This window comes from Hymenobacter sp. DG01, from assembly GCF_006352025.1.
GTDB lineage: Bacteria > Bacteroidota > Bacteroidia > Cytophagales > Hymenobacteraceae > Hymenobacter.
Genome location: NZ_CP040936.1, coordinates 1,896,546 through 1,920,917 on the forward strand (window position 1 = coordinate 1,896,546; position 24,372 = coordinate 1,920,917).

General features: G+C 60.4%; 20 protein-coding genes. 8 read left to right on the forward strand and 12 right to left on the reverse strand.

Annotated elements, in window-relative coordinates:
• Positions 1-57: 57 nt before the first annotated feature.
• Positions 58-1,236 carry a sigma-54 dependent transcriptional regulator gene (locus FGZ14_RS08080; RefSeq protein ID WP_139923120.1) on the forward strand — a complete coding sequence of 393 codons (1,179 nt, stop codon included), beginning with the start codon at positions 58-60 and terminating at the stop codon, positions 1,234-1,236.
• Positions 1,237-1,419: 183 nt separating this feature from the next.
• On the opposite strand, the gene FGZ14_RS08085 is transcribed toward FGZ14_RS08080, so the two are convergent.
• On the reverse strand, positions 1,420-2,421 hold the full coding sequence (locus FGZ14_RS08085) for an acyl transferase (protein ID WP_139923122.1): 1,002 nt from the start codon (positions 2,419-2,421) through the stop codon (positions 1,420-1,422).
• Positions 2,422-2,535: 114 nt separating this feature from the next.
• On the opposite strand from FGZ14_RS08085, the gene FGZ14_RS08090 reads away from it, so the two are divergent.
• Positions 2,536-3,108 carry a hypothetical protein gene (locus tag FGZ14_RS08090; protein WP_139923124.1) on the forward strand — a complete coding sequence of 191 codons (573 nt, stop codon included), beginning with the start codon at positions 2,536-2,538 and terminating at the stop codon, positions 3,106-3,108.
• A gap of 87 nt (positions 3,109-3,195) precedes the next feature.
• Here the strand turns inward: FGZ14_RS08090 and FGZ14_RS08095 are convergent, their stop codons facing one another.
• Entirely contained in the window at positions 3,196-5,619 is a 2,424-nt protein-coding gene (locus tag FGZ14_RS08095) for a thiamine pyrophosphate-dependent enzyme (protein WP_139923126.1), read from the reverse strand.
• Positions 5,620-5,932: 313 nt separating this feature from the next.
• On the opposite strand from FGZ14_RS08095, the gene FGZ14_RS08100 reads away from it, so the two are divergent.
• The 4 genes from FGZ14_RS08100 to FGZ14_RS08115 all read left to right on the forward strand — a co-directional run bounded on the left by FGZ14_RS08100 (position 5,933) and on the right by FGZ14_RS08115 (position 10,928).
• Positions 5,933-6,706: a DUF1573 domain-containing protein gene (locus tag FGZ14_RS08100; protein WP_139923129.1), complete on the forward strand. Its 774-nt coding sequence runs from the start codon at positions 5,933-5,935 to the stop codon at positions 6,704-6,706.
• A 226-nt stretch (positions 6,707-6,932) separates the two neighbouring features.
• Positions 6,933-8,060: an alanine dehydrogenase gene (gene ald / locus FGZ14_RS08105; protein ID WP_139923131.1), complete on the forward strand. Its 1,128-nt coding sequence runs from the start codon at positions 6,933-6,935 to the stop codon at positions 8,058-8,060.
• A 169-nt stretch (positions 8,061-8,229) separates the two neighbouring features.
• The gene (locus tag FGZ14_RS08110) at positions 8,230-8,829 is read left to right on the forward strand and encodes an SMI1/KNR4 family protein (protein WP_139923133.1); all 600 of its coding nucleotides are present in this window, start codon (positions 8,230-8,232) and stop codon (positions 8,827-8,829) included.
• A gap of 206 nt (positions 8,830-9,035) precedes the next feature.
• Complete coding sequence (locus FGZ14_RS08115) at positions 9,036-10,928, forward strand: LTA synthase family protein (protein WP_139923135.1); 1,893 nt, start codon at positions 9,036-9,038, stop codon at positions 10,926-10,928.
• A gap of 178 nt (positions 10,929-11,106) precedes the next feature.
• Here the strand turns inward: FGZ14_RS08115 and FGZ14_RS08120 are convergent, their stop codons facing one another.
• A complete protein-coding gene (locus FGZ14_RS08120) occupies positions 11,107-11,496 on the reverse strand; it encodes a type I restriction enzyme HsdR N-terminal domain-containing protein (RefSeq protein ID WP_308217175.1) in 390 nt (129 codons plus the stop codon).
• A gap of 244 nt (positions 11,497-11,740) precedes the next feature.
• On the opposite strand from FGZ14_RS08120, the gene FGZ14_RS08125 reads away from it, so the two are divergent.
• Together FGZ14_RS08125 and FGZ14_RS08130 are read left to right on the forward strand one after the other, a co-directional pair.
• Positions 11,741-12,514, forward strand: coding sequence for an AMP nucleosidase (locus FGZ14_RS08125; protein ID WP_110977383.1), 774 nt, complete (start codon positions 11,741-11,743; stop codon positions 12,512-12,514).
• A 264-nt stretch (positions 12,515-12,778) separates the two neighbouring features.
• Positions 12,779-14,437, forward strand: coding sequence for an amidohydrolase (locus FGZ14_RS08130; protein WP_139923140.1), 1,659 nt, complete (start codon positions 12,779-12,781; stop codon positions 14,435-14,437).
• Between the two features lie 92 nt (positions 14,438-14,529).
• On the opposite strand, the gene FGZ14_RS08135 is transcribed toward FGZ14_RS08130, so the two are convergent.
• The 9 genes from FGZ14_RS08135 to FGZ14_RS08175 all read right to left on the reverse strand — a co-directional run bounded on the left by FGZ14_RS08135 (position 14,530) and on the right by FGZ14_RS08175 (position 24,370).
• The gene (locus FGZ14_RS08135) at positions 14,530-15,501 is read right to left on the reverse strand and encodes a T9SS type A sorting domain-containing protein (RefSeq protein ID WP_139923142.1); all 972 of its coding nucleotides are present in this window, start codon (positions 15,499-15,501) and stop codon (positions 14,530-14,532) included.
• A gap of 114 nt (positions 15,502-15,615) precedes the next feature.
• Positions 15,616-15,927, reverse strand: coding sequence for a delta-60 repeat domain-containing protein (locus tag FGZ14_RS08140; protein WP_180754536.1), 312 nt, complete (start codon positions 15,925-15,927; stop codon positions 15,616-15,618).
• Positions 15,928-16,084: 157 nt separating this feature from the next.
• A complete protein-coding gene (locus tag FGZ14_RS08145; protein WP_139923145.1) occupies positions 16,085-16,600 on the reverse strand; it encodes a DinB family protein in 516 nt (171 codons plus the stop codon).
• A gap of 131 nt (positions 16,601-16,731) precedes the next feature.
• Positions 16,732-18,177, reverse strand: coding sequence for an MFS transporter (locus FGZ14_RS08150; RefSeq protein WP_139923148.1), 1,446 nt, complete (start codon positions 18,175-18,177; stop codon positions 16,732-16,734).
• Between the two features lie 94 nt (positions 18,178-18,271).
• A complete protein-coding gene (locus FGZ14_RS08155) occupies positions 18,272-18,862 on the reverse strand; it encodes an NTP transferase domain-containing protein (protein WP_139923150.1) in 591 nt (196 codons plus the stop codon).
• A gap of 53 nt (positions 18,863-18,915) precedes the next feature.
• Positions 18,916-20,106, reverse strand: coding sequence for an XdhC family protein (locus FGZ14_RS08160; RefSeq protein ID WP_139923152.1), 1,191 nt, complete (start codon positions 20,104-20,106; stop codon positions 18,916-18,918).
• A 154-nt stretch (positions 20,107-20,260) separates the two neighbouring features.
• Entirely contained in the window at positions 20,261-22,600 is a 2,340-nt protein-coding gene (locus FGZ14_RS08165; RefSeq protein WP_139923154.1) for a xanthine dehydrogenase family protein molybdopterin-binding subunit, read from the reverse strand.
• Between the two features lie 138 nt (positions 22,601-22,738).
• Positions 22,739-23,722, reverse strand: a complete 984-nt coding sequence (locus FGZ14_RS08170) for a xanthine dehydrogenase family protein subunit M (RefSeq protein ID WP_139923156.1) — start codon at positions 23,720-23,722, stop codon at positions 22,739-22,741.
• Positions 23,723-24,370, reverse strand: a complete 648-nt coding sequence (locus FGZ14_RS08175; RefSeq protein WP_139923158.1) for a (2Fe-2S)-binding protein — start codon at positions 24,368-24,370, stop codon at positions 23,723-23,725.
• Positions 24,371-24,372: the final 2 nt, after the last annotated feature.

Here is a 24,372-nt window from a genome sequence, read left to right on the forward strand (position 1 = left end):
TCTTTTGCCGCCGGCTTTTCGTTACTTTGGTTTCCTTCAATTGCCCTTCCCTAGCTTATGCCCCGCATCTTAATTATTGACGACGAAAAGGCCATTCGGCACACGCTGAAGGAAATTCTCGAATACGAAAGCTACCAGGTAGATCAGGCCGAGGATGGCCCCACGGGCCTGGACATGCTCATCCGCGACAAGTACGACGTGGTGCTCTGCGACATCAAAATGCCCAAGATGGACGGCATTGAGGTGCTGGAGCGGGCCCGCATTGTGGCGCCCAACGCGGCCTTCATCATGGTGTCGGCCCACGGCAACGTGGAAATGGCCGTGGATGCTACCAAGAAGGGCGCCTTCGACTTCCTGCAGAAGCCACCAGACCTGAACCGCCTGCTGGTAACTGTGCGCAACGCCCTGGACCGTACCAAGCTCACGGCCGAAACCACCAAGCTGGCCACTGAAAACAAGACGCTTAAGAAGAAGCTGGCCAAAAACTCGGAAATGATTGGCGATTCGGCGGCCCTCACGGCCGTGCGTAAAGCCATCGAGAAGGTTGCTCCTACCGATGCGCGCGTGCTCATTACGGGCCCTAATGGTGCCGGCAAGGAAATGGTGGCCCGTCAGCTGCACGAGCTTAGCAACCGCAGCAGCGGCCCTCTGGTGGAGGTAAACTGCGCCGCTATTCCTTCGGAGCTGATTGAGTCCGAGCTGTTCGGGCACGAAAAGGGCTCGTTCACGTCGGCCGTAAAGCAGCGCATCGGTAAGTTTGAGCAAGCCGACGGCGGTACGCTGTTCCTCGACGAAATTGGCGACATGAGCCTTTCAGCCCAGGCCAAAGTGCTGCGCGCCCTGCAGGAAAGCAAGATTACGCGCGTAGGCGGCGAGAAGGAAATTTCGGTGAACGTGCGGGTGCTGGCAGCTACCAACAAGGACCTGCTCCAGGAAATTGCGGACCGCAACTTCCGCGAGGACCTTTACCACCGCCTCTCCGTCATCCTTATCCAGGTACCCGCCCTCAACGACCGCCGCGACGATATTCCGGCCCTCATCGAGAAATTCCTGAAGGACATAGCCGCCGACTACGGCAACAAACCCAAGCGCATTGAGGATGCCGCCCTCTCCTACCTGCAACGCCTAGACTGGCGCGGCAACATTCGGGAGCTGCGCAACGTGGTGGAGCGCCTCGTTATCATGAGCGACGATACCATTACCGAAGCCGACGCCCGCGCTTTCGCCGGGAAGTAATACTGTCATTGCGAGGACGCAGGACGAAGCAATCCGTTCTGACCAACGTACTTAATCCTGAAACGTGACAAGCCCTTGACATCAGCGCGAATGTCAAGGGCTTGTCACATTTAGGGGGCAGTTCTTCGTAAAGGATGGATTGCCTCGTCCTGCATCCTCGCAATGACACTACCTCTCGGCCCCTTATACCATCTGGTTGCACCCCCTGATATCGGAGTTATCGAGGCGGCCGAGCACTTCAAATGAGCCATCGGGGTGCATGCGGGCCAAGTCCTTGGTTTCGATAAAGGCGCAGGAGTCCACGTTAGCTAGGTCGATGACGTTAATGGCGCCACTAGCCCTGGTGGCCGACACCGAAAACGGGTCAGAAGGGTCGCGCAGGAGCACTTGCAGCTGGGGCGGGGCGTGGAAACGGCCGTCGCCGAAGCTGTAGGCCTGGCCCAGCAGCTCCGTCATGCCGTACTCAGAGTGAATGCCGGCCGGTCCGAAAGCCTGTTGCAGCTCGGCGTGCAACTCCTCCCGTATCATTTCGCGACGGCGGCCCTTCATGCCCCCAGTTTCCAGCACCGTCAGGCCCAGCAGGGCTGGGTCGCCGGCGTACTCGGCGGCCAGGTCCAGCAGGGCGTAGCTCACCCCCATCAGCAGCACCCGGCGGCTGGTATCCTGCTTGGCTTCGCGCAGAGCCGCCAGCAACGCCGCGTGGTCGTGCAGAAAGAAAGCCGGCTGCCGCTGCCCCGAAACTTGGGCGAAATAATCGACCATAGCCACCAACGACGACTGGCCTTGCTCCAGATACGAGGGTAGCAAAGCCAGCACCGTCCAGCCAGAAAGCGGGCCGTAGTAGTGTTCAAAGATGCGGGCCGCGTGCTGGCGGTACAGCTGCGGGTCGCGGACGTAGTGGTGGCTGCGCTGCTGCTGGGTGGTGCCGCTGCTCAGAAACACTTCCTGCGGCTCCCACTCGGCCCCGTCGGTGCGCACCTCGTGGGTTTTGAAAAACTCAATGGGTAGGAACGGGATATCCGCCAGCCGCTGCACCTGATCTGGCTGGCAACCCAAGGCGGCCAGGTACGCGCGGTAAGGCGGGCAATGCCGGGCCTGGTAGGCAAATAATTGCAGGGCGGCCGCCTCGGCGGTGGCCGCCGTCAGGTGCGGGAGCTGGTGCAGGTATTCGGTGCGGAAACTCATTCCAAGAGTGCGGGGTTAGCGGAAGAATAGAACAATGCGGGCCGTACTTCGTTCGTTGAGATGTTGTACCTTCCCCCAGTGGGGCCGTTTCTTCACCTCGTTCTTCTCCCTCTTATGATCATACTTCGTACGCTCTGCTATGTGGCCCTGGTGGTTTTGCTGGGAGCCGGAATTGCCTCCTGCGTCAGCCCACCCGACTACCCCGACACGCCGGAGATTTCCTTTAAGAAGATAGAATCGTCCCGGATTGTGAAGTCCACCGGCTCCTACGATACCGTTTCCGTGACCATCTCCTTCAAGGACGGCGACGGCGACCTGGGGCTGGACAACAGTGATACGGGCTACCCTTATAGCCGGCTGGATCAGAACAACCAGCTCAACAAGTATTACAACAACTACTTCATGACCATGCAGGTGCAGGAAAGCAACGGCAACTTCGTGGATCTGCCCCTGGGTACTCTGGACTACAACAGCCGCTACCCCCGCCTCTCACCCGAGGCCCAGGGCGGCCGCAAAACGCCCCTGCGCGGCGACCTCACCTTCGGCCTGACCATCACCCAGGGCACGCTGCGGGTAATCAAGCCCGATTTGCCGGCCCAGATTATGGTGCGCTTCAAGGTCCGGATCGTTGATCGGGCCCTGCACGAAAGCAACGAAATCATCACCGACCCGATAGCCACCCGGTAAGGACACCCCTATGTAGCTTAGCAGCCGGCTCCGGCGCCTGCCTCATGGTTGTGAGGCAAGTGCCGGAGCCGGCTGCTTTTTTGCTACCTAGTAGATGGCCGGAAAGCGCTTGGGGTCGGCCTCCTGCATGATTTCGTACACGGCGTCGAACACGTCCTCGGCGTTGGGCTTGCTGAAATAGTCACCGTCGGAGCCGTAGGGCGGGCGGTGGGCCTGGGCCGAAAGGCAGCGCGGCTGCGAGTCAAGGAAGCGGTAGGCCTGCTGCTCATCCAGCACCTGCTGCATCATGTAGGCAGTAGCGCCGCCGGGCACGTCCTCGTCGGCGAACAGTACGCGGTTGGTGCGCTGCAGGGAATCGGCAATTACGTGGTCCACGTCGAAGGGCAGCAGGGTCTGCACGTCAATGATTTCCACGTTGATGCCTACTTCCTCGAGCTGCTTGGCGGCGTCCTGCACGATGCGGCACATAGAGCCGTAGGTCACAATCGTCAGGTCCTCGCCTTTCTTCAGGGTTTCGGGCCGGCCGAGGGGTAGGGTGAACTCGCCCACGTTGCTGGGGATGCGCTCCTTGAGGCGGTAGCCGTTCAGGCACTCAATCACGATGGCGGGCTCATCGGAGCGCAGCAGTGTATTGTAGAAACCAGCGGCCTGGGTCATGTTGCGCGGCACACACAGGTGCATGCCCCGGATAGAGCCCAGAATCATTTGGATGGGTGAGCCGCTGTGCCAGATGCCTTCCAGCCGGTGCCCACGGGTGCGCACAATCAGCGGGGACTTCTGGCCGCCCTTGGTGCGGTACTGCAGCGGGGCCACGTCGTCGGAGAGAATCTGGATGGCGTAGAGTAGGTAGTCGAGGTACTGGATTTCGGTGATGGGTCGCAGGCCGCGCATGGCCGCGCCAATGCCCTGCCCCACGATGGTGCACTCCCGAATACCCGTATCGGTCACGCGCAGCTCACCAAATTTCTCCTGCAGACCGGCGAAGGCCTGGTTCACGTCGCCGATGCGGCCCACGTCCTCGCCAATGGCGAAAATGCGGGGGTCGCGCTGGAAGTTGGCGTCGAAGCAGGCCTGCAGCACCTCGCGGGCATCTACCTGGGGGGCGTTGGCCTCGAACTTGGCGGGCACTTCTTCGATGTTGCCTACTGCCGCTTCGCTCTGGCTGAAGAGGTAGGAGTTGTAGCGGTCGGCGTTTTCGGCCAGGGCCTGCTCCAACCAGTTCTGTAGGTCGCGACGGGCGGCGCTGCGCTGGCCGCGTACCTGGCGCAGGGCGCGGCGCACGGTGCGCACCAGGTCGGCCCGGATGGGTGCCGAGTTGTGCTCCAGGGTTTCTACCAGCTCGTGCAGGCTGTTTTCGCGGCCAGTTTCGGCCACAAGCTTATTGAGCAGCTGCACTACCTCGTCGCGCTCCTGCTTGATGGGGTTGAAGAAGCTGTTCCAGGCGGCGGCGCGGGCTACCTTCACGGTTTCCTTGGCCTCGTTTTCAATCTGGTCGAGTTCCTGCTCGGAGGCGTGGCCTTCCTGCAGCAGCCACTCGCGCATTTTGCGCAGGCAGTCGTGCTCTTCTTCCCACGAGAGGCGGTCTTTGCTCTTGTAGCGCTCGTGCGAGCCGCTGGTGCTGTGGCCCTGGGGCTGAGTAACTTCCTGTACGTGAATGAGCACGGGAACGTGCTGGGTGCGGCACACCTCAGCGGCGCGCTGGTAGGTATCCACCAGGCCGGCGTAGTCCCAGCCTTTCACCCGGAAAATTTCGAAGCCCTCCTGGCCCTCGCCTTCCCGCTGGAAGCCTTTCAGAATTTCGCTGATATTCTGCTTGGTTGTCTGATACTCAGCGGGAACCGAAATGCCATAGTGGTCGTCCCAGACGCTGACGAGCATAGGAATCTGGAGTACACCGGCGGCATTGATGGCCTCGAAGAACATACCTTCCGAGGTGCTGGCGTTGCCGATGGTACCAAAAGCTACCTCATTGCCATTCACCGAAAACTGCGAAAACTGGTGCAGCTCGGGGTTCTGGCGGTAGAGCTTGGAGGCGTAGGCCAGGCCCACAAGGCGAGGCATCTGGCCGCCGGTGGGCGAAATATCGGCGGAGGAATTTTTGCTCTGGGCCAAGTTGCGGAAGTTGCCGTCCTCGTCGAGGTGACGGGTACCGAAGTGGCCGTTCATGGCGCGGCCGGCCGTGGAGGGCTCAGCTTCTACGTCGGGGTGGGCATAGAGCTGGGCGAAGTACTGCTGCAGGGTCAGCTCGCCGATAGCAAACATAAACGTCTGGTCGCGGTAGTAGCCCGAGCGCCAGTCGCCGGCCCGGAAAGCGCGGGCCATGGCCAGCTGGGGTACTTCCTTGCCGTCGCCGAAGATGCCGAACTTGGCTTTACCCATGAATACTTCCTTGCGGCCAGCCAGGGAGGCCTGGCGGCTTTCCCAGCCCAGGCGGTAGTCGCGGAGCAGGTCTTCTTTGCTGAGGGAGGCGACGCTAGTTTGCACGTCGGCGGCGGTTTCGGCAGTGGACATAGAGACGAAAGAGGCGGGTGGAGTTAGGAGCCGGACACTGGTGGAGGTGGGAAGCTGCTGCCCGGAAAGCAGGCCCCCAAAAGTACGGATTTACCGTTGATGCGGGGGTAGGCGTTTTTGTGGCTATCTTTGGGGAGGGTGTGCGGGCGTGAGGGTATGGGGGCAGGAGTTGAAAAAAGGGTGTTTGGGCTAGGGGCAAGGCGTCGGAACGTACGGTGAACCGGCTTGCCTCACGCCCTCCTACTTCCCCAACTCCTACTCCCATACCCTCACGCCCTCCTACCCCCATACCCTCCTACCCTACTCTACTGCCATGAAACACGTATTCTTCTTTCTGATTGCCCTGCTGGCAGCCTCGGCGGCGCACGCTCAGGGCGTGCTCAAGTTCGAGCAGGAGCTGCATGATTTCGGTAACGTGCCGGAGGGCACCATGGCTACCCACGAGTTCCGCTTCCGGAACGTGGGCAACCAGCCCGTTATCATCGCCAACGTGCAGGCCAGCTGCGGCTGCACTACCCCTGACTGGACGAAAACCCCGGTGCTGCCCGGCAAAACCGGCATTGTGAAGGCTGTGTACAGCAGCGCCGGCCGCCCCGGCATCTTCAATAAAACCGTAACGGTGACCAGCAACGCCGCTACCCCCAGCACGGTGCTCACCATCAAAGGCAACGTGCTGACCAAGGACCAGGTGAAGGCCTCATTGACGCCGGCCCAGCTGGCTCAGTCGGCCCGCCTGACGGTTGACCGCACCACCCACGACTTTGGCAAAATGGAAGCCGGCCAGTCGCCAGTAGCACGCTTCACCGTGAAAAATACGGGCAAGCAGGACCTGGTGCTAGGCACCATTACCTCGCAGTGCTATTGCGTAGGCTATAAAAATGCACCCTCGCCCATCAAGCCCGGTCAGAGCGCGGTGGTAGAGCTGGTGTACAACCAGCGCAAGCTGGGCGCCCAAACCGAAACCGTTACCATCACCAGCAACGACATGAACGGCGACACCAAGCTGACCCTGAAAGCCCAGGTAGTGCAGGACCTGAACGGCGGCAGCATGGTAAAGGAAAGCGGCGCTTCGGTGCCGTTTAAGTGATTTTAGGTGATGAGGTGACAGGTGACGGGTTTCGTACCCCCAGCCTGATAAAGCCGCAAGCCCTTACTTCCAGCACGGAGGTAAGGGCTTGTCACATTTCAGGGGGTAGCAATTTGGCCGGGAAGGATTGCTTCAGCTACCGCCTCGCAATGACAATTACACCTTATCTTTGCCCCGCCTTTTCCCGGCAACACCCATCCACCCACTTTCACTCTTGCTTCGAGCCATGATTATCGGCGTACCGAAAGAAATTAAGAACAACGAAAACCGCGTAGGCCTGACCCCCGCCGGCGTAGCTGAATTCCGCAAGCATGGCCACGAGGTGTTCGTGCAGGCTACTGCCGGCAACGGCAGCGGCTTCTCCGACGCCGAGTATGAGCAAGCCGGTGCTACCATCCTCGCCACCATTGAAGAAGTGTACGCCAAGGCCGAAATGATTGTGAAGGTGAAGGAGCCGATTGCCTCGGAATACCCTCTCATCAAGGAGAATCAGCTGCTATTCACCTACTTCCACTTTGCCTCAAGCGAAGAGCTGACCCACGCCATGATTGAGCGTAAGGCTACCTGCCTGGCCTACGAAACCGTGGAGCTGCCCTCGCGCGCCCTGCCCCTGCTCATCCCGATGAGCGAGGTAGCCGGCCGCATGGCTCCGCAGGAAGGCGCTAAGTACCTGGAGAAGCCCCTGAAAGGCCGCGGCATTCTGCTGGGTGGCGTACCCGGCGTGAAGCCCGCTGAGGTGCTGGTGCTGGGTGGCGGCATTGTGGGAACCCAAGCGGCTAAAATTGCCGCTGGTCTGGGTGCCCGCGTCACCATCATGGACATCAGCCTGAACCGTCTGCGCGAGCTGGACGACATCATGCCCAAGAACGTGGTGACCCAGTACTCCAACGAGTACAACATTCGCGAAGCCATCAAGACTGCCGACCTGATTGTGGGTGCTGTGCTGATTCCGGGCGCGAAGGCTCCGCACCTCATCACCCGCGAGATGCTCAAAACCATGAAGCCCGGCACCGTGCTCGTGGACGTGGCCGTGGACCAGGGTGGCTGCATCGAAACCTGCAAGCCCACCACCCACGAAGACCCCACCTTCATCATCGACGACATCGTGCACTACTGCGTGGCCAACATGCCGGGTGCCGTGCCTTACACCTCTACCCTGGCCCTGACCAACGCTACCCTGCCCTACGCCGTGAAACTGGCAAACCTGGGCTGGCAGGAGGCTTGCCGCCGCGACGAGGCCCTGCGCCTCGGCCTGAACGTGGTGAACGGCAAAGTGGTGTACAAAGGCGTGGCCGATGCCTGGGGTCTGCCCCTGGAATCGGTAGAATCGGTAATGGAAGTAGCCGTAGCCTAAGCGGTAATCCATCCGAAGTACATAGAAAAGCCTTTCCGGCCGGGTGGTCGGAAAGGCTTTTTCTGTAGCGCGGAGCTCCAGCTTCGCGCCTCGGTGAACGGCCAGCAGATACCTCGTTCAACGACCAACGTACCCTGACACGCAAAGCTGGAGCTTGGCGCTATTTCTTATGAGAGGCATTCTATATACCGGCGGCGAGCTGACCGACTTAGTGAGCTTTGCCCGCCTTCCTTCCTACCTGCAAGGCTTCCTGCGCGAACAAAACGGGGTGGTAGCTTACTTCGGCGGGCTCCACATCCGGGGCTGCGTAGCGGAGCCTACCTGGCATTCCCTGGCTGAAGCCTTGCAGGGCGAGCAGGCCTTCTGGCGCACTTACGATGAGGTGGAGGAAACCGACATTCCGTTCGCGCAGGACTGCGTGGGCAACCAGTTTTTGCTGCGCGGCGACGCGGTGCTGTTCCTGGATACCGAAACCGGGGAGCTGGCCGACTTAGAGGTGGACTTCAAACACTTCCTGTTTGGGGCCGAGAGGTTTCCGCTTGATGCCCTGGGCATGGAGCCATTGCGCATCTTCCAGCAGGGCGGCGGCGTTCTGAAACCGGGGCACCTGCTAAGCTTGCATCCACCAGTGTGCATTGCTACCACCAGCAAAAACCGGCCAACCGCCAAGCCCGTGCCCGCCGCGGACCGTCTGGCCTGGCTGGCCGACTTCTACCGGCAGATCAAAAACCTTCCCGACGGGCAGCAGGTGCGCCTGAAGCCTCTCTAGGTAGGCGCTTCATTTCTGCATAGCATTGAAGGGGCTTAAATGGCACTGTCATCCTGAGGTGGCGCCGAAGGACCTCTACTGCCTGACTACTTCAATCGTCCGAGCGACGCGGTAAAGGCCCTTCGGCGCCGCCTCAGGATGACAACCAGTATTCTTGCTATGCAGCAGCTTGCCCCCTTTGCTTTGCTCTTTACTTAGTACCCACTATGCCTTCTTTGTTTCTGCGCCTGCTGGTGCGGCGGTTTGCGCTGCTGCTAGGGATTTACACGCTCCTAAGGCTGGGCTTTTACTGGGCCAACTACGCTGTGTTCCAGGAAGCAACGGGAGAGCAGGTGGCGTGGGCATTTGTGTACGGGTTGCGGTTTGATATAGCGGGGTTGCTGCTGCTGAATCTGCCGTTTGTGGTGCTGTCGTTGGTGCCCTCTGCGGGCCGCCCGTGGCAGAAGCTGGTGCGGGGCGTGTATCTCACGTTAAACGCAACGGGCATAGCACTTAACCTGATTGACACGCAATACTTTAAGTTTATTGGCCGCCGAACCAGTAACGAACTGTTCACCATTACCGGCGACATTCAGCGGCAGGCCGGGCAGTTGGTGGGGCACTACTGGTTTCTGCTGATTCCGTTTGTGGTCTTGTTCGGGCTGCTGTGGTACGCCTACCCCATGCCGCGGCCCGAAGCCTTCGTGGCAACTCGGGGGGTAGCCCCCCGGCAGTGGTGGCGGCCAGGGCTGGCATTTGTGCTGGTGGCGGGCCTGACGGTCCTCGGTATTCGGGGCGGGTTTCAGTTGAAGCCCCTGCGCACCGGTCACGCCTTCGTGCAGGCCCCGCCCATCCTGGGCCACGTCACGCTCAACAGCACCTTTACTTTCCTGAAAAGCCTGGGCTATCAGCCCCCCGAGCGGCGCAACTACTTTGCTTCCGCCGAGGCCCTGCGTGCGGCTTTGGCCGCGCATCAGCCGGAGGCCCGCCCCAACGCCCCGCGCGACAACGTGGTGGTGTTGCTGGTGGAAAGCTTCGCCTCGGAGTACAATGGCATTGAAAACGGCGGGCAGGGCTACACGCCATTCTTTGATTCCCTGGCCACTCAGGGCCTGCTCTTCCGGCACCACTACGCCAACGGCCGCCGCTCCATTGAGGCCCTGCCGGCGGTGCTGGCCGGCTTGCCTTCCCTCATGGAAAGCCCCTTCATCACCTCCAACTTCCAGACCGATGAGCTGCACGGCCTGGGCGAGCTGCTGGGCCGGGCAGGCTACGCTACCTCCGTGTTTCATGGGGCCCAGAACGGAACCATGGGCTTTAATACCTTTGCAGGTATCATTGGGATGCAGCAGTATTACGGTCTGCAGGAATACCCCGGCGGCGCTAAAAGCCCCGATTACGACGGGCATTGGGGCATTTTTGATGAGCCCTACCTCCAGTACTTCGCCCGGCAGCTAAGCCGGCAGAAGCAGCCGTTTTTCTCCACGGTGTTCACGCTTACCTCGCACGAGCCGTTTCCTGTGCCGGCCCAGTACAAAAGCCGGTTTACGCCGGGGCAGCTGCCTATTCACGCCTCCATCCGGTACACCGATTTTGCCCTACGCCAGTTTTTCCGGGAGGCCGCACGGCAGCCCTGGTACCGCAACACGCTGTTCATCCTGCTCGCCGACCACACTTCCCAAACCCTGCGGCCTGACTACCAAAACACGCTGGGCTCCTACAAAACCCCGCTGCTGCTCTTCCACCCCGGCCGGCAGCTGCCGGCAGCTAACCCCCAGCGCATCACCCAGCAAGCCGATGTGCCGGCTACCATCCTCGACTACCTGGGGGTACCCGCGCAGGGTCGGCTGCTGCCTTTTGGCTACTCGGTGTTTGACACTGCCACTCCCGGCCGGGCCCTGTTCCTGAGCGGAGGCAGCTACTTTCTGGTCCACTCTGATTTCGTGACGGAGCTGACGGTGGACAACCAAGTGCGCCTCTACCCCTACGCCAATCATCAACTCTCCCCTACCCCCCTTGCCACCCCCAACCCCGAGAAGCTGCAAGAGTACGGCAACGAGTTGAAAGCCTGCGTGCAGTTCTTTCTGAACGGTCTGGCCGATAACAGCTTATACAAGTAGTCGATGCAGTGTCAGGGCGAGGAGGCACGACGAGGCCATCCGTCCTAACCAACGCCCTACCCCCTCGAAACGTGACAAGCCCTTGACGACTGTACTAGCGTCAGGGGCTTGTCTGTTTACTAGGCTTGTCACAGAAGAGAGGAAAGATGGCTTCGCTCCGCTCGCCATGACACATCACTCATTCACCATATCTCGGCACTTCCAGCAGGCGCTCATTGGTGCGCGCGGCAAAATCAACGCGCCAGCAGAAGTGGCTGAGGCCATTAGAAAGTAGCAGCAGTGGGGCCCCGATAGTTTGGTTGTAGGTGGCGGCCTGCAGGGCTACTGCGGCAGTAATGGGCACGGAGGGAGCTTTGCATTCCACCAGCAAGAGCGGCTGGCCGTGGGCATCCAAGGCCACTAGGTCGGTGCGTTTTTGGCGCTGGTTGTAGCGGTGGCCGCGCTCCAGGCTCAACAAACCCTTGGGGTAGCCGCGGTGGTTGATGAGGTAATGTACTACGTGCTGACGTACCCATTCTTCGGGCGTAAGCACCACGTTGCGGCGGCGTAGAACATCCCAGATTAGCAAATTTTCGCTGGATTGTGTAACTTTGTACTCGAAAGGCGGCAGGTTCAACTCTTGCATCACCTCCAAAGGTACGGCCCTGGGTACTTACTCCCGCTTTTCGCCCCGTACCGTCGCACCCAGCTTTCTGGGTCCCGACGGTTTTTTTGTACCCCAATTTTCCGGCTGCCCGTAGCTGGTGGCGGCAACCTGCCGCGGCCGATGCTCGCGCAGCCTTTTCACAAGCAACACATATTTGACATACCCTATGAAGACCAAAGCCGACATCGTTGAGAACTGGTTGCCCCGCTACACCGGCGTTCCGCTGGATGAGTTTGGCCAGTACATCCTGCTGACCAACTTTATCAACTACGTGCATATGTTCGCCGAGCAGTTCGGCGTGGAAGTACGCGGCCTGGACAAACCCATGCAGACGGCTACGGCCAACGGCATTACCATTATCAACTTTGGCATGGGCTCCCCCATGGCCGCTACCGTTATGGATCTGCTGTCGGCCATCAAGCCCAAAGCAGCTTTGTTCCTGGGCAAGTGCGGCGGCTTGAAAAACAAAACCAAGCTCGGCGACCTAATTCTGCCCATCGCAGCTATCCGGGGCGAGGGTACTTCCGATGACTACCTGCCCGCCGAGATTCCGGCCCTGCCCTCCTTCCGCCTGCAGCGCGCTGTGTCTTCCATGATCAAGAAGCACGAGAAGGACTACTGGACTGGCACCGTGTACACCACCAACCGCCGCGTGTGGGAGCACGACGAGAACTTCAAGGAGTATCTGCGCCAGATCCGGGCTATGGCTGTGGATATGGAAACAGCTACCATCTTCACCGTAGGCTTCGTCAACGAAATTCCTCACGGTGCTCTGCTGCTGGTATCAGATAACCCGATGACGCCCGAAGGCGTGAAAACCTCCGAGAGCGACAAGAAAGTAACCGCCGACTTCGTGACCTCGCACCTGCAAATTGGTATTGAGTCGCTGCTAGAGCTGAAAAACTCCGGCGAATCGGTGAAGCACATGCGCTTCGAGTAAAGCATTTGCTACCCCTACGAAAAGCCTCAACCCTACTCAGGGTTGGGGCTTTTTCGTGGGGTAGGGCGCGGGGCTTGTTCCCGGCCGCCGGCCGCGCCAAGGAACAGTTTAGGGCTCTACGAAAGCAAAACAGTAGAAAGCATAACGCCCCGGACCCAAGCGGGAACAAGCCCCGCACCCTACCAACATTCGAATTTCTACCTCAACTTGCAGCCCACGGCCGGTAAATCCCGACTCTGCCTCACCACAACCATTTCCATCTATATGACCCCACGTTTCCGCCCGTTGCTGGCGCTGCCCCTGCTTCTGGGGAGCTTTACCGCCTGCCAGACTACCTCTCGCCAGACCGCCGACCTGCTGGTGTACAACGCCACCGTGTACACCGTCGATTCGGCCTTCAGCAAGACGCAGGCATTTGCCGTGAGGGATGGCAGGTTTGTAGGGGTAGGCACGGCCGATGAGCTGCGCGGCAAGTTTCAGGCGGAGCAGGAAGTGGATGCCCAGGGCCAGTTTATCTACCCCGGCTTCTATGATGCTCACTGCCACTTCTACCGCTACGCCCTGGGCCTGCGCGATGCCGATTTGGTGGGTACCGGCTCCTGGAAGGAGGTAGTACAGAAGCTCCAGCAGCAGCGCCAGCAATACCCGCAGGCTGCTTGGCTTACCGGCCGCGGCTGGGACCAGAACGACTGGCCCAGCAAGCAATTCCCGACCAAAGACACCCTGGACGCGCTGTTCCCTAACACGCCCGTTTTCATTATCCGGGTTGATGGGCACGCAGCCCTGGTGAACCAAAAGGCCCTGGACTTGGCCGGCGTAACGGCCCGCACGCCTATCAGCGGGGGTACCATTACGAAGGATGCTGCCGGCAAGCTCACTGGTTTGCTGGTCGATAATGCCGTACGGCTGGTGTCAGGCAAGATTCCGGAGCCAACCGCCGCCGAGGCCGAAGCTGCCCTGCTCGAAGCCCAAAAACGCTGCGTGGCCGTGGGCCTCACCAGCATGGCCGATGCCGGCCTGGAAAAAGCCAACGTGGACCGCATTGATGGCTTGCAGCAGCAAGGCAAGCTGAAAGTGCGCCTCTACGCCATGCTCGGGCCCACTAAGGAAAACAAGGACTATTACCTCAAGAACGGCCCCGTGTTCAAGGACCGCCTCACGGTGTGCTCCTTTAAGGTGTACGCCGATGGGGCTCTGGGCTCCCGCGGGGCCTGCCTGATTCACCCCTACTCCGACCGACCCAAGGAAACCGGCTTCCTGCTTTCGTCGGTGGCCGATTTCCGCAATCTGGCCAGGGAGCTGGCGGCCAGCAAATTTCAGATGAACACCCACGCCATCGGCGACTCCAGCAACCGCCTGCTGCTGGATATTTACGGCGAGGCGCTGAAGGGCCAGAAGGACCGGCGCTGGCGTATTGAGCACGCCCAGGTAGTCAGCCGGGAAGATGTGGCCAAGTTCGGACAGTACGGCATTGTGCCCTCGGTGCAGCCCACCCACGCTACTTCTGATATGTACTGGGCCGGGGAACGGCTGGGCGCCGAGCGCCTCAAAACCGCCTACGCCTTCAACGACCTGCGCAAGCAGTATGGGCAGGTAGCCCTGGGCTCCGACTTCCCAGTGGAAGACATCAACCCGCTATTCGGCTTCCACTCGGCCGTAGCCCGCCAGGATGCCAAGAACTACCCTGCCCAGGGCTTCCAGATGGAAAACGCCCTGAGCCGCGAAGATGCCCTGCGCGGCATGACCACTTGGGCCGCGCACGCCGCCTTTGAGGACAAGCAGAAGGGTAGCATTCGCCCCGGCATGGCCGCCGACTTCGTTATCCTCGACCTCGACCTGCTGCAAGCTCCTAAGGAGAAACTGCGCGGCGCCAAAGTGCAGCAAACCTGGATTGCCGGTGAGCGGGTTTTCGGCGGGAAGTAATGAAGGTAACTGCCTAAAGGATAACTGATTTACTAGCAGTAGCGTGAGGCAGCACTTCCATAGGTTGTCTGGCGCTACTGCTTTTGTTTACACTAGTCTTGTATTACGATGCGCCGGACCACTGGACTAGCCTTGGCGTAGTGCACTTGCACATGGTAAACACCGGCAGCCAGCCCTGTTAGGGGCACAGTAAGCGCCGATTTAGGCTGCAGTAGCGTCAGCACGGGCCGGCCCAGTGCATCGAGCACTTGCACCCTTTGGGGGGCGCTGGATGCATCTAGGCTTAGGTGAAGTACTTGGCGGCTCGGGACGGGCCAGGCACTGGTGCCGGATTCTGCAACGGATGGGCTCGCCTGCAATACGTTGGCATCGCGCAGCCGTACCAGAGACGCTATGTAGTTCAGCCCAGGATGCTGCAAAGAACCCGCTACCAGTATCGCACAGTCGGGTTGCACTAATAAACTATTGATACCGCGGTTGTTATGAGGGCTTCTAGCTGCCTGAGGCGTGTCTTTTGACTGGAAGCTGGCATCCAGCGCCCCTGTGGGCATGATTCGCTCCGTTAGGAGGCCGCCTGTCAGGAGGCGGCCATTGGGCTGCATCCAGAGGGCTCTCATGGTATTCAGCTGATTGCCCCGATAGTCAAAGGAAGCATCTGTGGTGCCGTTGGGCCGTAAGCGGCGCAGGAAAGGGTGGCCGCTGCCGGCGCTGTTGTATAACCCGGCGGCGTAAATGTTACCCGCTTCATCGGCAGTCAACGCCCTGATTTCTGATGTGTAGCTGTTGCCCAGGCTGGTGAAGCTGTTGTCCGGCGAACCGTTGGAGTTTAGTTGAGTCAGCAAGGTGCCTTGCTGGTAGGAGAATACAGCCCCACCCACCACTATTTTGCCGTTAGGCAGTAGCAGCAGGGAGTAAACGCCGGAGTTAACGGTCTGATACGGCTGAAATTCAGCGTCAGGCTGACCAGTGCCCCCATCGAGGCGGTCGAGCAGTTGCCTGGTGGTGCCACCCCGGACACTAAAATAGCCACCCAGCAGAATACGACCATCTGGCTGTATAGCCAAGCTATATACCGTAGCGGTTGCGTTGACTAGCTCTGTGGAAGGAGGCGTGAAAGTATTATCAACGGCTCCTGTAGTGAGCAGGCGGCCTATAGCCAGGCGTCTGCTGCCCGATAGCTATGAGAATGAGCCACCAACTACAATTCTGCCGCTAGCTTGCAATACCAGCGCCAGTACCGGACCGTTGGTGGCACTAGCAGCCGTAAAGGCAGCGTCCACGGTGCCGTCGGGCAGTAGTCGGGCCAGGTTATTAGCCGGCACCCCGTTGATTTCGGTGAATACGCCGCCTATTACATACTTGCCATCGGGTTGCCGCACAATGGCGTTAAGTACACCATTCACGCGCGTTCCGGCCGTTTCCTGCCACACCTGGGTGGGCTGAAAGCTGGCATCAAGTACCGGTGCCTGCGCGCTAACACAGAAAGCCATGCCTAGCAATGTATAACTGGCGGCCGCCAGAAAGCGCCAAATTTGGGAAGCTGCCAGCACAGTCATACACAGGCTTTTATATCAAGAACAATAAAGCTTAGTAATATACAACATATTAGCTATATATTACTAAGCTTTATTACTCTGCTAGACTGTGCTATCCGCGCACCGGGCCTTCATCGGCGGAGCCGCCGTAGATGGCAGGCACCGGAATATCAAGCAGGCGCAAGTACACCGACAGTTGACCGCGGTGGTGGATGAGGTGGTTGAGCACCATGGTGCGGGCCACGGCGGCGCGGGGCAGCGTCATGAGCACCTGCTCGCCCCGGCGCAACGACCAGCTGCCATGGAAGGTAGCGTCATCTACCTGCTCCAGCGCCTTGTGGATGTTTTCGCTGTTCACATCAAAGCGGCTTAACACCGCGTCGGTATTCTCGCCCTGGGGCATCTGCACGGTGGTCACCTCCGTTTCCGGCCCCGTAAGGGACAATTCCAGGAAGCCTACCAGGTTGGCCATGTGCGAAGCCAGCGCGCCAATGCTCATGGACTTGGGGTGGGGCTGCCAGCTGAACTGCTCGGTGGGCACGCGCTCCAGCAGGCGGCGGGTGAGTTTCAGCTCGGTGCGCAGCTCCTGGCTGAGGGCGGCTTGCAGGGTGGGTTGGGTGTCGGTCATGGGTTGGAAAAAGGATAATTTAGAAACAACGCCAAAGTAACCGTTTCAGGCAAGGTTGGTTGGCCGCTGAATGCAAAAGCCGCGTCAGGTAGCTGACGCGGCTTTTACTGTGAAAGGGAGGATAGGGCAGATTAGCGGGCGGAAGCGGGCATGCCCACGTTTGGGGTGGCGGGCGGCGGGCCTAGCGTAGTGGCTTCTGAAGCGTCTGTGTCGCGCAGCCTTTTGCCGCGCAGCTGCAACAGGAAAATCAACCCCAGAATAAAGAACACAATCAGGGCTAGAATACTATAGCGCATGTTGCCGTCCATTAGCTGCGAAATTCCTCCGAATACAACCAGCCCGATTACAATACCGACTTTCTCGGTTACGTCGAAGAAGCTGAAATAAGCGGCGGAGTTGGGCGTGTTTTCCGGGATGATTTTGGAGTAGGTGGAGCGCGACAAACTCTGCACCGCACCCATGGTCAGGCCAATGATAGCCGCCAGGGCATAGAAGCTCCAGCCGGCCTGCACGAAATAGCCAGCAATACAAATCAGCATCCAGATGAACACGGCCCAACTGAGGGCGCGCGTATTGCCGATGCGCTCCGAGAGCTTAGAGAAGAGGTAAGCGCCCAGAATACCCACAATCTGAAGTAGTAGAATGGTAATAATAAGCGACTTGCTATCCAGGTGCAATTCCTCGTCACCGAAGAGGGTAGCGACGTACATTACCGTTTGCACGCCCATGTTGTAAGTAAAATAGGCTAGCAGGAAGCGCTTCAGGTTGGGTTGATGCTTGGTTTCTTCCCACACTTTGCCCAACTCCCGGAAGCCGTTCAGTAGCCAGCCCGACTCTGAGACAGCACCAGCGGGGCGGCCACGGTCGGCGGGCAGGGTAAAAAACGGAATCTGGGCAAAGCCCGCCCACCAGATACCGGTTAGTAGAAAGCTGTAGCGCGTGGCGGTGCCAGCGTCGAGGCCAAACATAGGCGTACCTGATAAGGTAGGGCCCTGAATCAGCATCAGGCACAGGATCAGTAGAAGCACTGATCCAATGTACCCCATCGAAAAGCCCCTGGCTGAAAGAGAATCGAAATTCTTTTCCGAGGAAATATCAGGCAGATAGGAGTTGTAGAATACAATGGAGCCTGAAAAGCCTACCGTAGCCATGATAAACACAAACACGCTAATGGTGAACGTGTTGGGCTCAAAGAAGTACAGACAAGCGCAGGAAATAGCCCCGATGTAGCAGAATATCTGCAAGAACAGCTTCTTCCGCCCCGAGAAATCGGCCAGAGCAGTAAGCAGGGGGCTAATTAAAGCAATAATGAGGAAGGCTGCTGATACGGAATAGTTCTGCAGAGAAGTACCGGGCACATGCAGCCCCAGGAACTCAACCGGCGTTTTACCGCTGTCCGTGTTGGTAACGGCCTTTACCATCGAGCCCCAATAAATGGGAAAGATAGAGCTGGTAATCACAAGCGGGTAAACCGAGTTGGCCCAGTCATAGAAAGTCCAGCCGCGGGTAATACGCTTGTCGTCCTTAGGAACGGTATCGAAGGAGGGGTCCGCCGCGGCGGCCGGGGTAGTGCTCATATAAGCGAGGGGAAATGTGGCAACGGCCAAGATAACGGGAATTCCTGGTTGCGGTTGCCAGCTCGGCACTACCATTTTGTTTCCCCAGCAGGCGCTATTCCCCGGCCAGCAAGGCGGCGTACTGCGCTTCCGTGTCCACATCAATCGCACCCTGGGGGAAAGGCACCGACGCAACCAGTTCCGAGTGGCGCTTCAGGAGCTGGCCCGCGCCGGCCTCATCGGGCAGCTGACGGAGTAACGGAACCGCCGAGGCGCTGAAAAATACGGGCACGCCGTGCACACTCGCATAGGCGCAGGCCACAATAGCGCGGCCAGTGGCAACGTGGGTGGCGGCAAGCTGCTGCAGGAGCGCCGGGGTTACGTGCGGCTGGTCGCAGAGCATAAGCGTTATACCTTCCGGCAGGGCCTGATGCTTCTCCAGGGCTGCCAGGCCGCATTTTATGGAGGCCCCCATTCCCTGTTTCCACGCCGGGCAGTGCGCTACCGTTACTGGCAACCCAGCCAGTTCCGGCAGCAGAGCATGATGCTGGGCACCGGTTACTACCACTACCGCCGCGCCAGCTGCGGCGGCTATGGCCGTTTCGGCGGCACGGCGCAGTAGCGTCTGGCCGTGGTAGCGCAGCAGTTGTTTAGGTCGACCCAAACGCGTGGAAGCACCGGCGGCAAGCAGAATGATGGCGGGCATGAAGAGGTTTAAGGCAGATCAGGGGGTAGGGCGCAATAGCGTGATGCCGCAGGCTACAAGCCACACACGGCATCTACCCGGCCCTCTGCCACCAGTGGCCCATCAGCACGCAGGGGCGGGTGGATAGGATGCGGGGAGTCGCGGAGGAAGCCGGCGGGGCGCTTGGTAAGCACCGCCTGGATTTCGGCAATGATGGACAAGGCAATTTCCTCGGGCGTTTCGGCGCCCAGGTTCAGGCCAATGGGGCTGTGGATGCGGCCCTGCAGCTGCTCGGCGGCATCGGGGGTTTGCTGGCGGAGGTCGTCGAGGAGGCGCTCATATTTCTTGCGAGGGCCTAGCAAGCCAATATAGGTAGTGCTCGGGTCGGGCAGCAGGTGGCGCAGCACCGCTAGGTCGTAATAGTAGTTGTGGGTCATCAGCAGGGCGAAGCTGCCGTCGTAGGGCTCGGTTTCCACCTGAGCCAGGGGTAGCACCCGCACCACATCGGCCTCCGGAAACCGATTGAGTTGGGCCTGGGCTGGCCGGCCATCCACTACCTGCACGCGCCAGCCCAACCCCGAAGCCAGTCGCACCAAGGGCTGCACGTCGTTGCCGGCCCCGTACACCGTCAGGCGCACCGGGGGCCGCAGTATTTCCAGGCTTACGCGCACGGTGCCAGCCTCTACAGGGTAGTGCCGGGTAGCGGGCTGACCGGCGGCAAGGGCCGCCTGAGCATCGGCCAGAATCTGGGGGTAGAGCGCCGCCTGTTCCGGCAGGGTGCCCTGAGCGGCGTGGTTGTGGGTGAGCAGCAGGCGCTGCCCTACCCCTACTTCGGAGCTCAAACCGGCCACCCCAAACACAGTGGCTACCACGGCAGGTTTTTCTACCCCATCGGCCCAGCGGCGTAACAGCTCCACGGGGTTATCGGGGTTCTGAAAATCTAGGGGCTCCAGCAGAATCTGCACAACGCCCTGGCAGCCCAAGGCAGCTCCAAACTGCAGGTCATCGTCGGGGTCGGTCGAGTCGTAGGTAACTACCATGGGGCGACCTTGCTGAATGGTGCGGCGGGCCCGCTGGCGGGCATCCCCTTCCAAGCAGCCCCCACTGATGGCCCCGGTCAGCTGGCCTTCATCTGTTACCAGCATACGGGCGCCGGGCCGGCGGTAGGCCGAGCCGGCTACATCTACCACCGAGGCCAACGCGCAGGCGCGGCCGGCGGCGCGGTGTTCATCATAAGCCCGCAAAAGGCGTTGTAATTCGGTCATAATCGATAAATCAGCTAACCGCTGATCAACAAGCACTACGCAGAAAGGAATCTGCAGGCTGCATGCCCGGATGTTCTAACCCGAGCATGCAGCCAACTGTTTTCAGCTTCTCTGTACCGTTCCAGGGTGCAGCCGGAGCATACGGATCGATAACTTAGGCTTGCACCTTTTTCGTTTCCAGCACTTTATCTGGGGTGATGGGCAGGCTACGAATGCGCTTGCCGGTGGCGTGGAATACGGCATTGGCCACGGCTGCCGACACGCCTACCATCGAAATTTCGCCGATGCCCTTCACGCCCATGGCATTAATGTAAGGGTCGTGCTCCTCAATGAATTCCACGGTCATATCAGGAATGTCGGCGCAGACGGGGACGTGGTAGTCGGCGAGGTTGGAGTTGGTGTACCGGGAGAAGTTCGGGTCGCGGAAGGTGCCTTCCATGAGGGCGTTACCGATGCCGAAAATGCTGCCCCCGATAATCTGGGAGCGGGCGGTTTTGGCGTTCAGGATGCGGCCGGCGGCGTGCACGCTTACCCAGCGCGAAACGCGCACGGTGCCCAGGTCGGGGTCAACTTTTACCTCGCAGAAGTGCACGCCAAAGGAGTGCATGGAGTGGCCAGCCATGTCGTCCTGGTGGCCCGAGTCGGCGGGGCCGGCGGCCAGGCCCGATTCGTAGCCGGCGCCGTACTTACCGTTGCCAGTGCCCTCAATGTCGGTGGTTTCGTTACGCTTCATCAGGGTCGCAAAGTCTTCGCCTTTGGCTTTGTTGGCCTTAAGTACCATGCGGCCGTTTTCTACCACCACATCAGCCGCTTTGGCCCGGTACAGGGGCGACTTTTTATCCTGGGTAGCCAGCTTGATGAGCTTTTGCCACACGTCCTGAGCCGCCATGTAAATAGACGACGACACCGTGCCCGCCGCTACCGACCCGCCCGAGTTAGGAGCGGTGGGCAGCCGGGTGTCGCCCAACTCAAACCGGATTTTATCGGGCGTGAGCCACAGCGCGTCGGCCGCTACCTGGGTCATGACGGTGTAGGTGCCGGTGCCCAGGTCGGTGGCGCCGGTTTGCACCACCGCGTGTCCATCGGCGTAGAGGCGGACGCGGGCGGTGCCTTGGTTGTTGTGCACGGGGTAGGAAGCGGTTGCCATGCCCCAGCCCACCAGCAGGCGGCCGTCGCGGGTAGCGCCGGCCTGGGGATTGCGCTTGCTCCAGCCGAACAGCTCGGCCCCGCGGGCGTAACATTGCTTCAGGCTTTTGCTGCTCCACGGTTTGCCGCTGCTGGGGTCTTTTTCAGCATAGTTGCGCAGCCGAATTTCCAAGGGGTCAATGCCCAACTGGTAGGCCAGATCATCCATGGAGCACTCAATAGCAAATGAGCCGGGCGCCTCGCCGGGGGCGCGCATAAACGTGGAGGTCATCACGTCGGCGCGGGCCAGCTGGTACGTCGATTCAAACGCGGGGCAGTTGTAGAGCAGGTTGATGATCCGGCTGTTGGGCTCCGCGTAGTTGTCCCAGGGCGAGGTGGTGGAGGTTTTCTCGTGGATGAGAGCCAGCAGCTTGCCGTCCTTGGTTGCGCCTACTTTCAGGGTCTGGGTCTGGTCTTCGCGGTGACCCATGCTGGTGAACATCTGCGGGCGCGTGAGGGCCAGCTTCACGGGCCGACCAACCGCCTTAGCTGCCTGCACCGTCAGGACGGTGTGGGGCCAGGTGGAGCCCTTGCAGCCAAAGCCGCCGCCGAGGTACTTCGTGACGACGCGCACCTGCTCAGTAGGCAGGCCCAGCATGGCACTCAGGGCCTTCTGCGTGCGCGTCACCCCCTGCGTCGATTCATACACCGTTACGCGGTCCGGGGCTTCCCAATGGGCCGTAGTAGAGCCCGGCTCCATGGGGTTGTGGTGGTTGATGGCGTGCTCGTAGGTGTGGGTAAGCTGCACCGGCGCCGCTGCGAAGGCCGCTTTGGGGTTGCCGCGCACCGTATGGCCCTGAGTTTTGCCATCCTGCACTTTCTGCGGATCGAACAGCTCAGCGCGCGGATCGGCGTAGGAAGCCAGGGGCTTTTCAGCGGCAATATTTACCCGCACCAGGGCAGCTGCGTGCTGGGCCCGCTCTAGGGTATTGGCCAGCACAATAGCTACCGGCTGCCCGGCGTAGTGCACCTGGTCGGAGGTGAGGGGTAGGAAGCCCATAGGGGCGCCAATGGCCTTTTTCCCCTCAGGGCTGTTGGGCGTTTTGGCCAGCTGGGGCAGGTTCTGATGGGTGAGAATGGCTACTACCCCCGGCTCTTTCAGGGCCAGACTGGTATCAATGCTCTGGATGCGGCCTTTGGCTACCTCGCTGGTTTTGAGCACGGCGTGCACCAGGCCGGGCAGGCTGTTGAACTCAGCCGAGTAGCGAGCCTGACCCGTCACTTTGGCCCGGCCATCCACCCGGTCCAGGGGTTGGCCCACGGAGCCGGCCTTGGGGTTGGTTTCAAAGAATGCGGGTTCGGTATCCATGAGGAAGTCTAAACGTTAAGCGGAGAAAACAACATCCTGCTTCATCCCTCGCGGGCGCTGGGTTCAGCAAGGATTGGGGGGTAGGCCACGACTGCGCGCCTAAGGCGGCATGAACTTGCCTACCCATTCGGCGGGAGCCTATCCCGCTACTTTCTGCAAAGCCTGCACCAGCGTGTTCTGGGCCAGCTCTACCTTGAAGCGGTTATGCTCCCGGGGCTGGGCTCCACGCAGAGCCGCCGCCGCCGCCGCCCGGAACGTAGCTTCGGTAGCAGGGGCACCAGTCAGAATCTGCTCGGCCTCGCGGGAACGCCAGGGCTGAGCTCCTACCCCACCCAGGGCTACGCGAGCTGCGCGGATGGAACCGCCCTGCACTTCCAGACCCACGGCCGCTGAGGTCAGAGCATAGGCGTAGCTGCTTCGCTCGCGCACCTTAAGGTAAGTGGAACGTTGGGTGTAAGCGGCTGCCGGCACCAGAATGGACACGATTAGCTCGCCGGGCTCCAGCACGGTTTCAATGTGCGGGGTGTTGCCGGGCAATCGATAAAACTCCGTGATGGGTACGCGGCGCTGCTTGCCCTTCTGGTTTTCCAAGGTCAGGACGGCATCGAAGGCAGCCAGGGCTACGCTCAGGTCGCCGGGGTAACTGGTGGCAATGCAGGCCTCGCTCACGCCCAGGATGGCGAGGTTGTGGTTGTCGCCCTGCTGGGCGGGACAGCCGGAGCCGGGCACGCGCTTGTTGCACGGAAACGCGGCGTCGCGGAAGTAGCCGCAGCGAGTGCGCTGCAAGATGTTGCCCCCAATGCTGGCCATATTCCGCAGCTGGGGCGAGGCCGCCAGCAGCAGCGACTCCGAAACGGCCGGGAACTGCTGTTTTACCAGTGCATTTTCGCCTACGTCGCTCATGCGCTCCAAGGCCCCGATGCGCAGCCCGTCCTTGGTTTGCTCGATGCCTTTGAAGGGCAGCACGTTGATGTCAACCAGCTGCGGGTGCTCCTCCAGGTTGGCCTTCATCAAATCCAGGAGGGTAGTACCGCCGGCAATGTAGGCGGCCTGGGGCTTGTCTTTGCGGATGCCGGTGGCTTCCTTGGCCGAACTGGCCTGGGTGTAGCTGAAGTTGTTCATCTAGACTTTTCCTCCTTTTTGCTGCACCTCGCGCACGGCGGCTACAATGTTGGGGTAGGCCCCGCAGCGGCACAGGTTGCCGCTCATGTACTCCCGGATTTCGGCATCCGAACCGGCATGACCCTCGCGCACGCACGCCACGGCCGACATAATCTGGCCGGGGGTGCAGTAGCCGCACTGAAACCCATCGTGCTTGATGAAGGCCTCCTGCATGGGGTGCAGTTCCTCTCCCTTCGCCAATCCTTCAATGGTAGTTATTTCCTTGCCCTGGTTCATCACGGCCAGGGTCAGGCAGCTCGTAATGCGGCGGCCATCTACGTGCACGGTGCACGCCCCGCACTGGCCATGGTCGCAGCCTTTCTTGGTGCCGGTCAAGTCGAGATACTCGCGCAGGGCATCAAGCAAACTCACGCGGGGCTCAGCCTGAAACGAGCGCACGGTGCCGTTTACTTTCAGCTGCATGGTCGTTACGCCTTCCACCGTTTTGGAGTAGGCGGCCAGGCGCTCGGCCGGCCCGGCGAAGGGCGGAGCCAGGGCCAGCCCCAGAATGCCGCCGGCCTGTTTCATGAAGGAACGGCGCGTGCCGTCCTCAGGACGCGGCTCCTGCGGAAACTCGCCCGGGTTATCGGTTGAAGAGGTCGTCGACATAG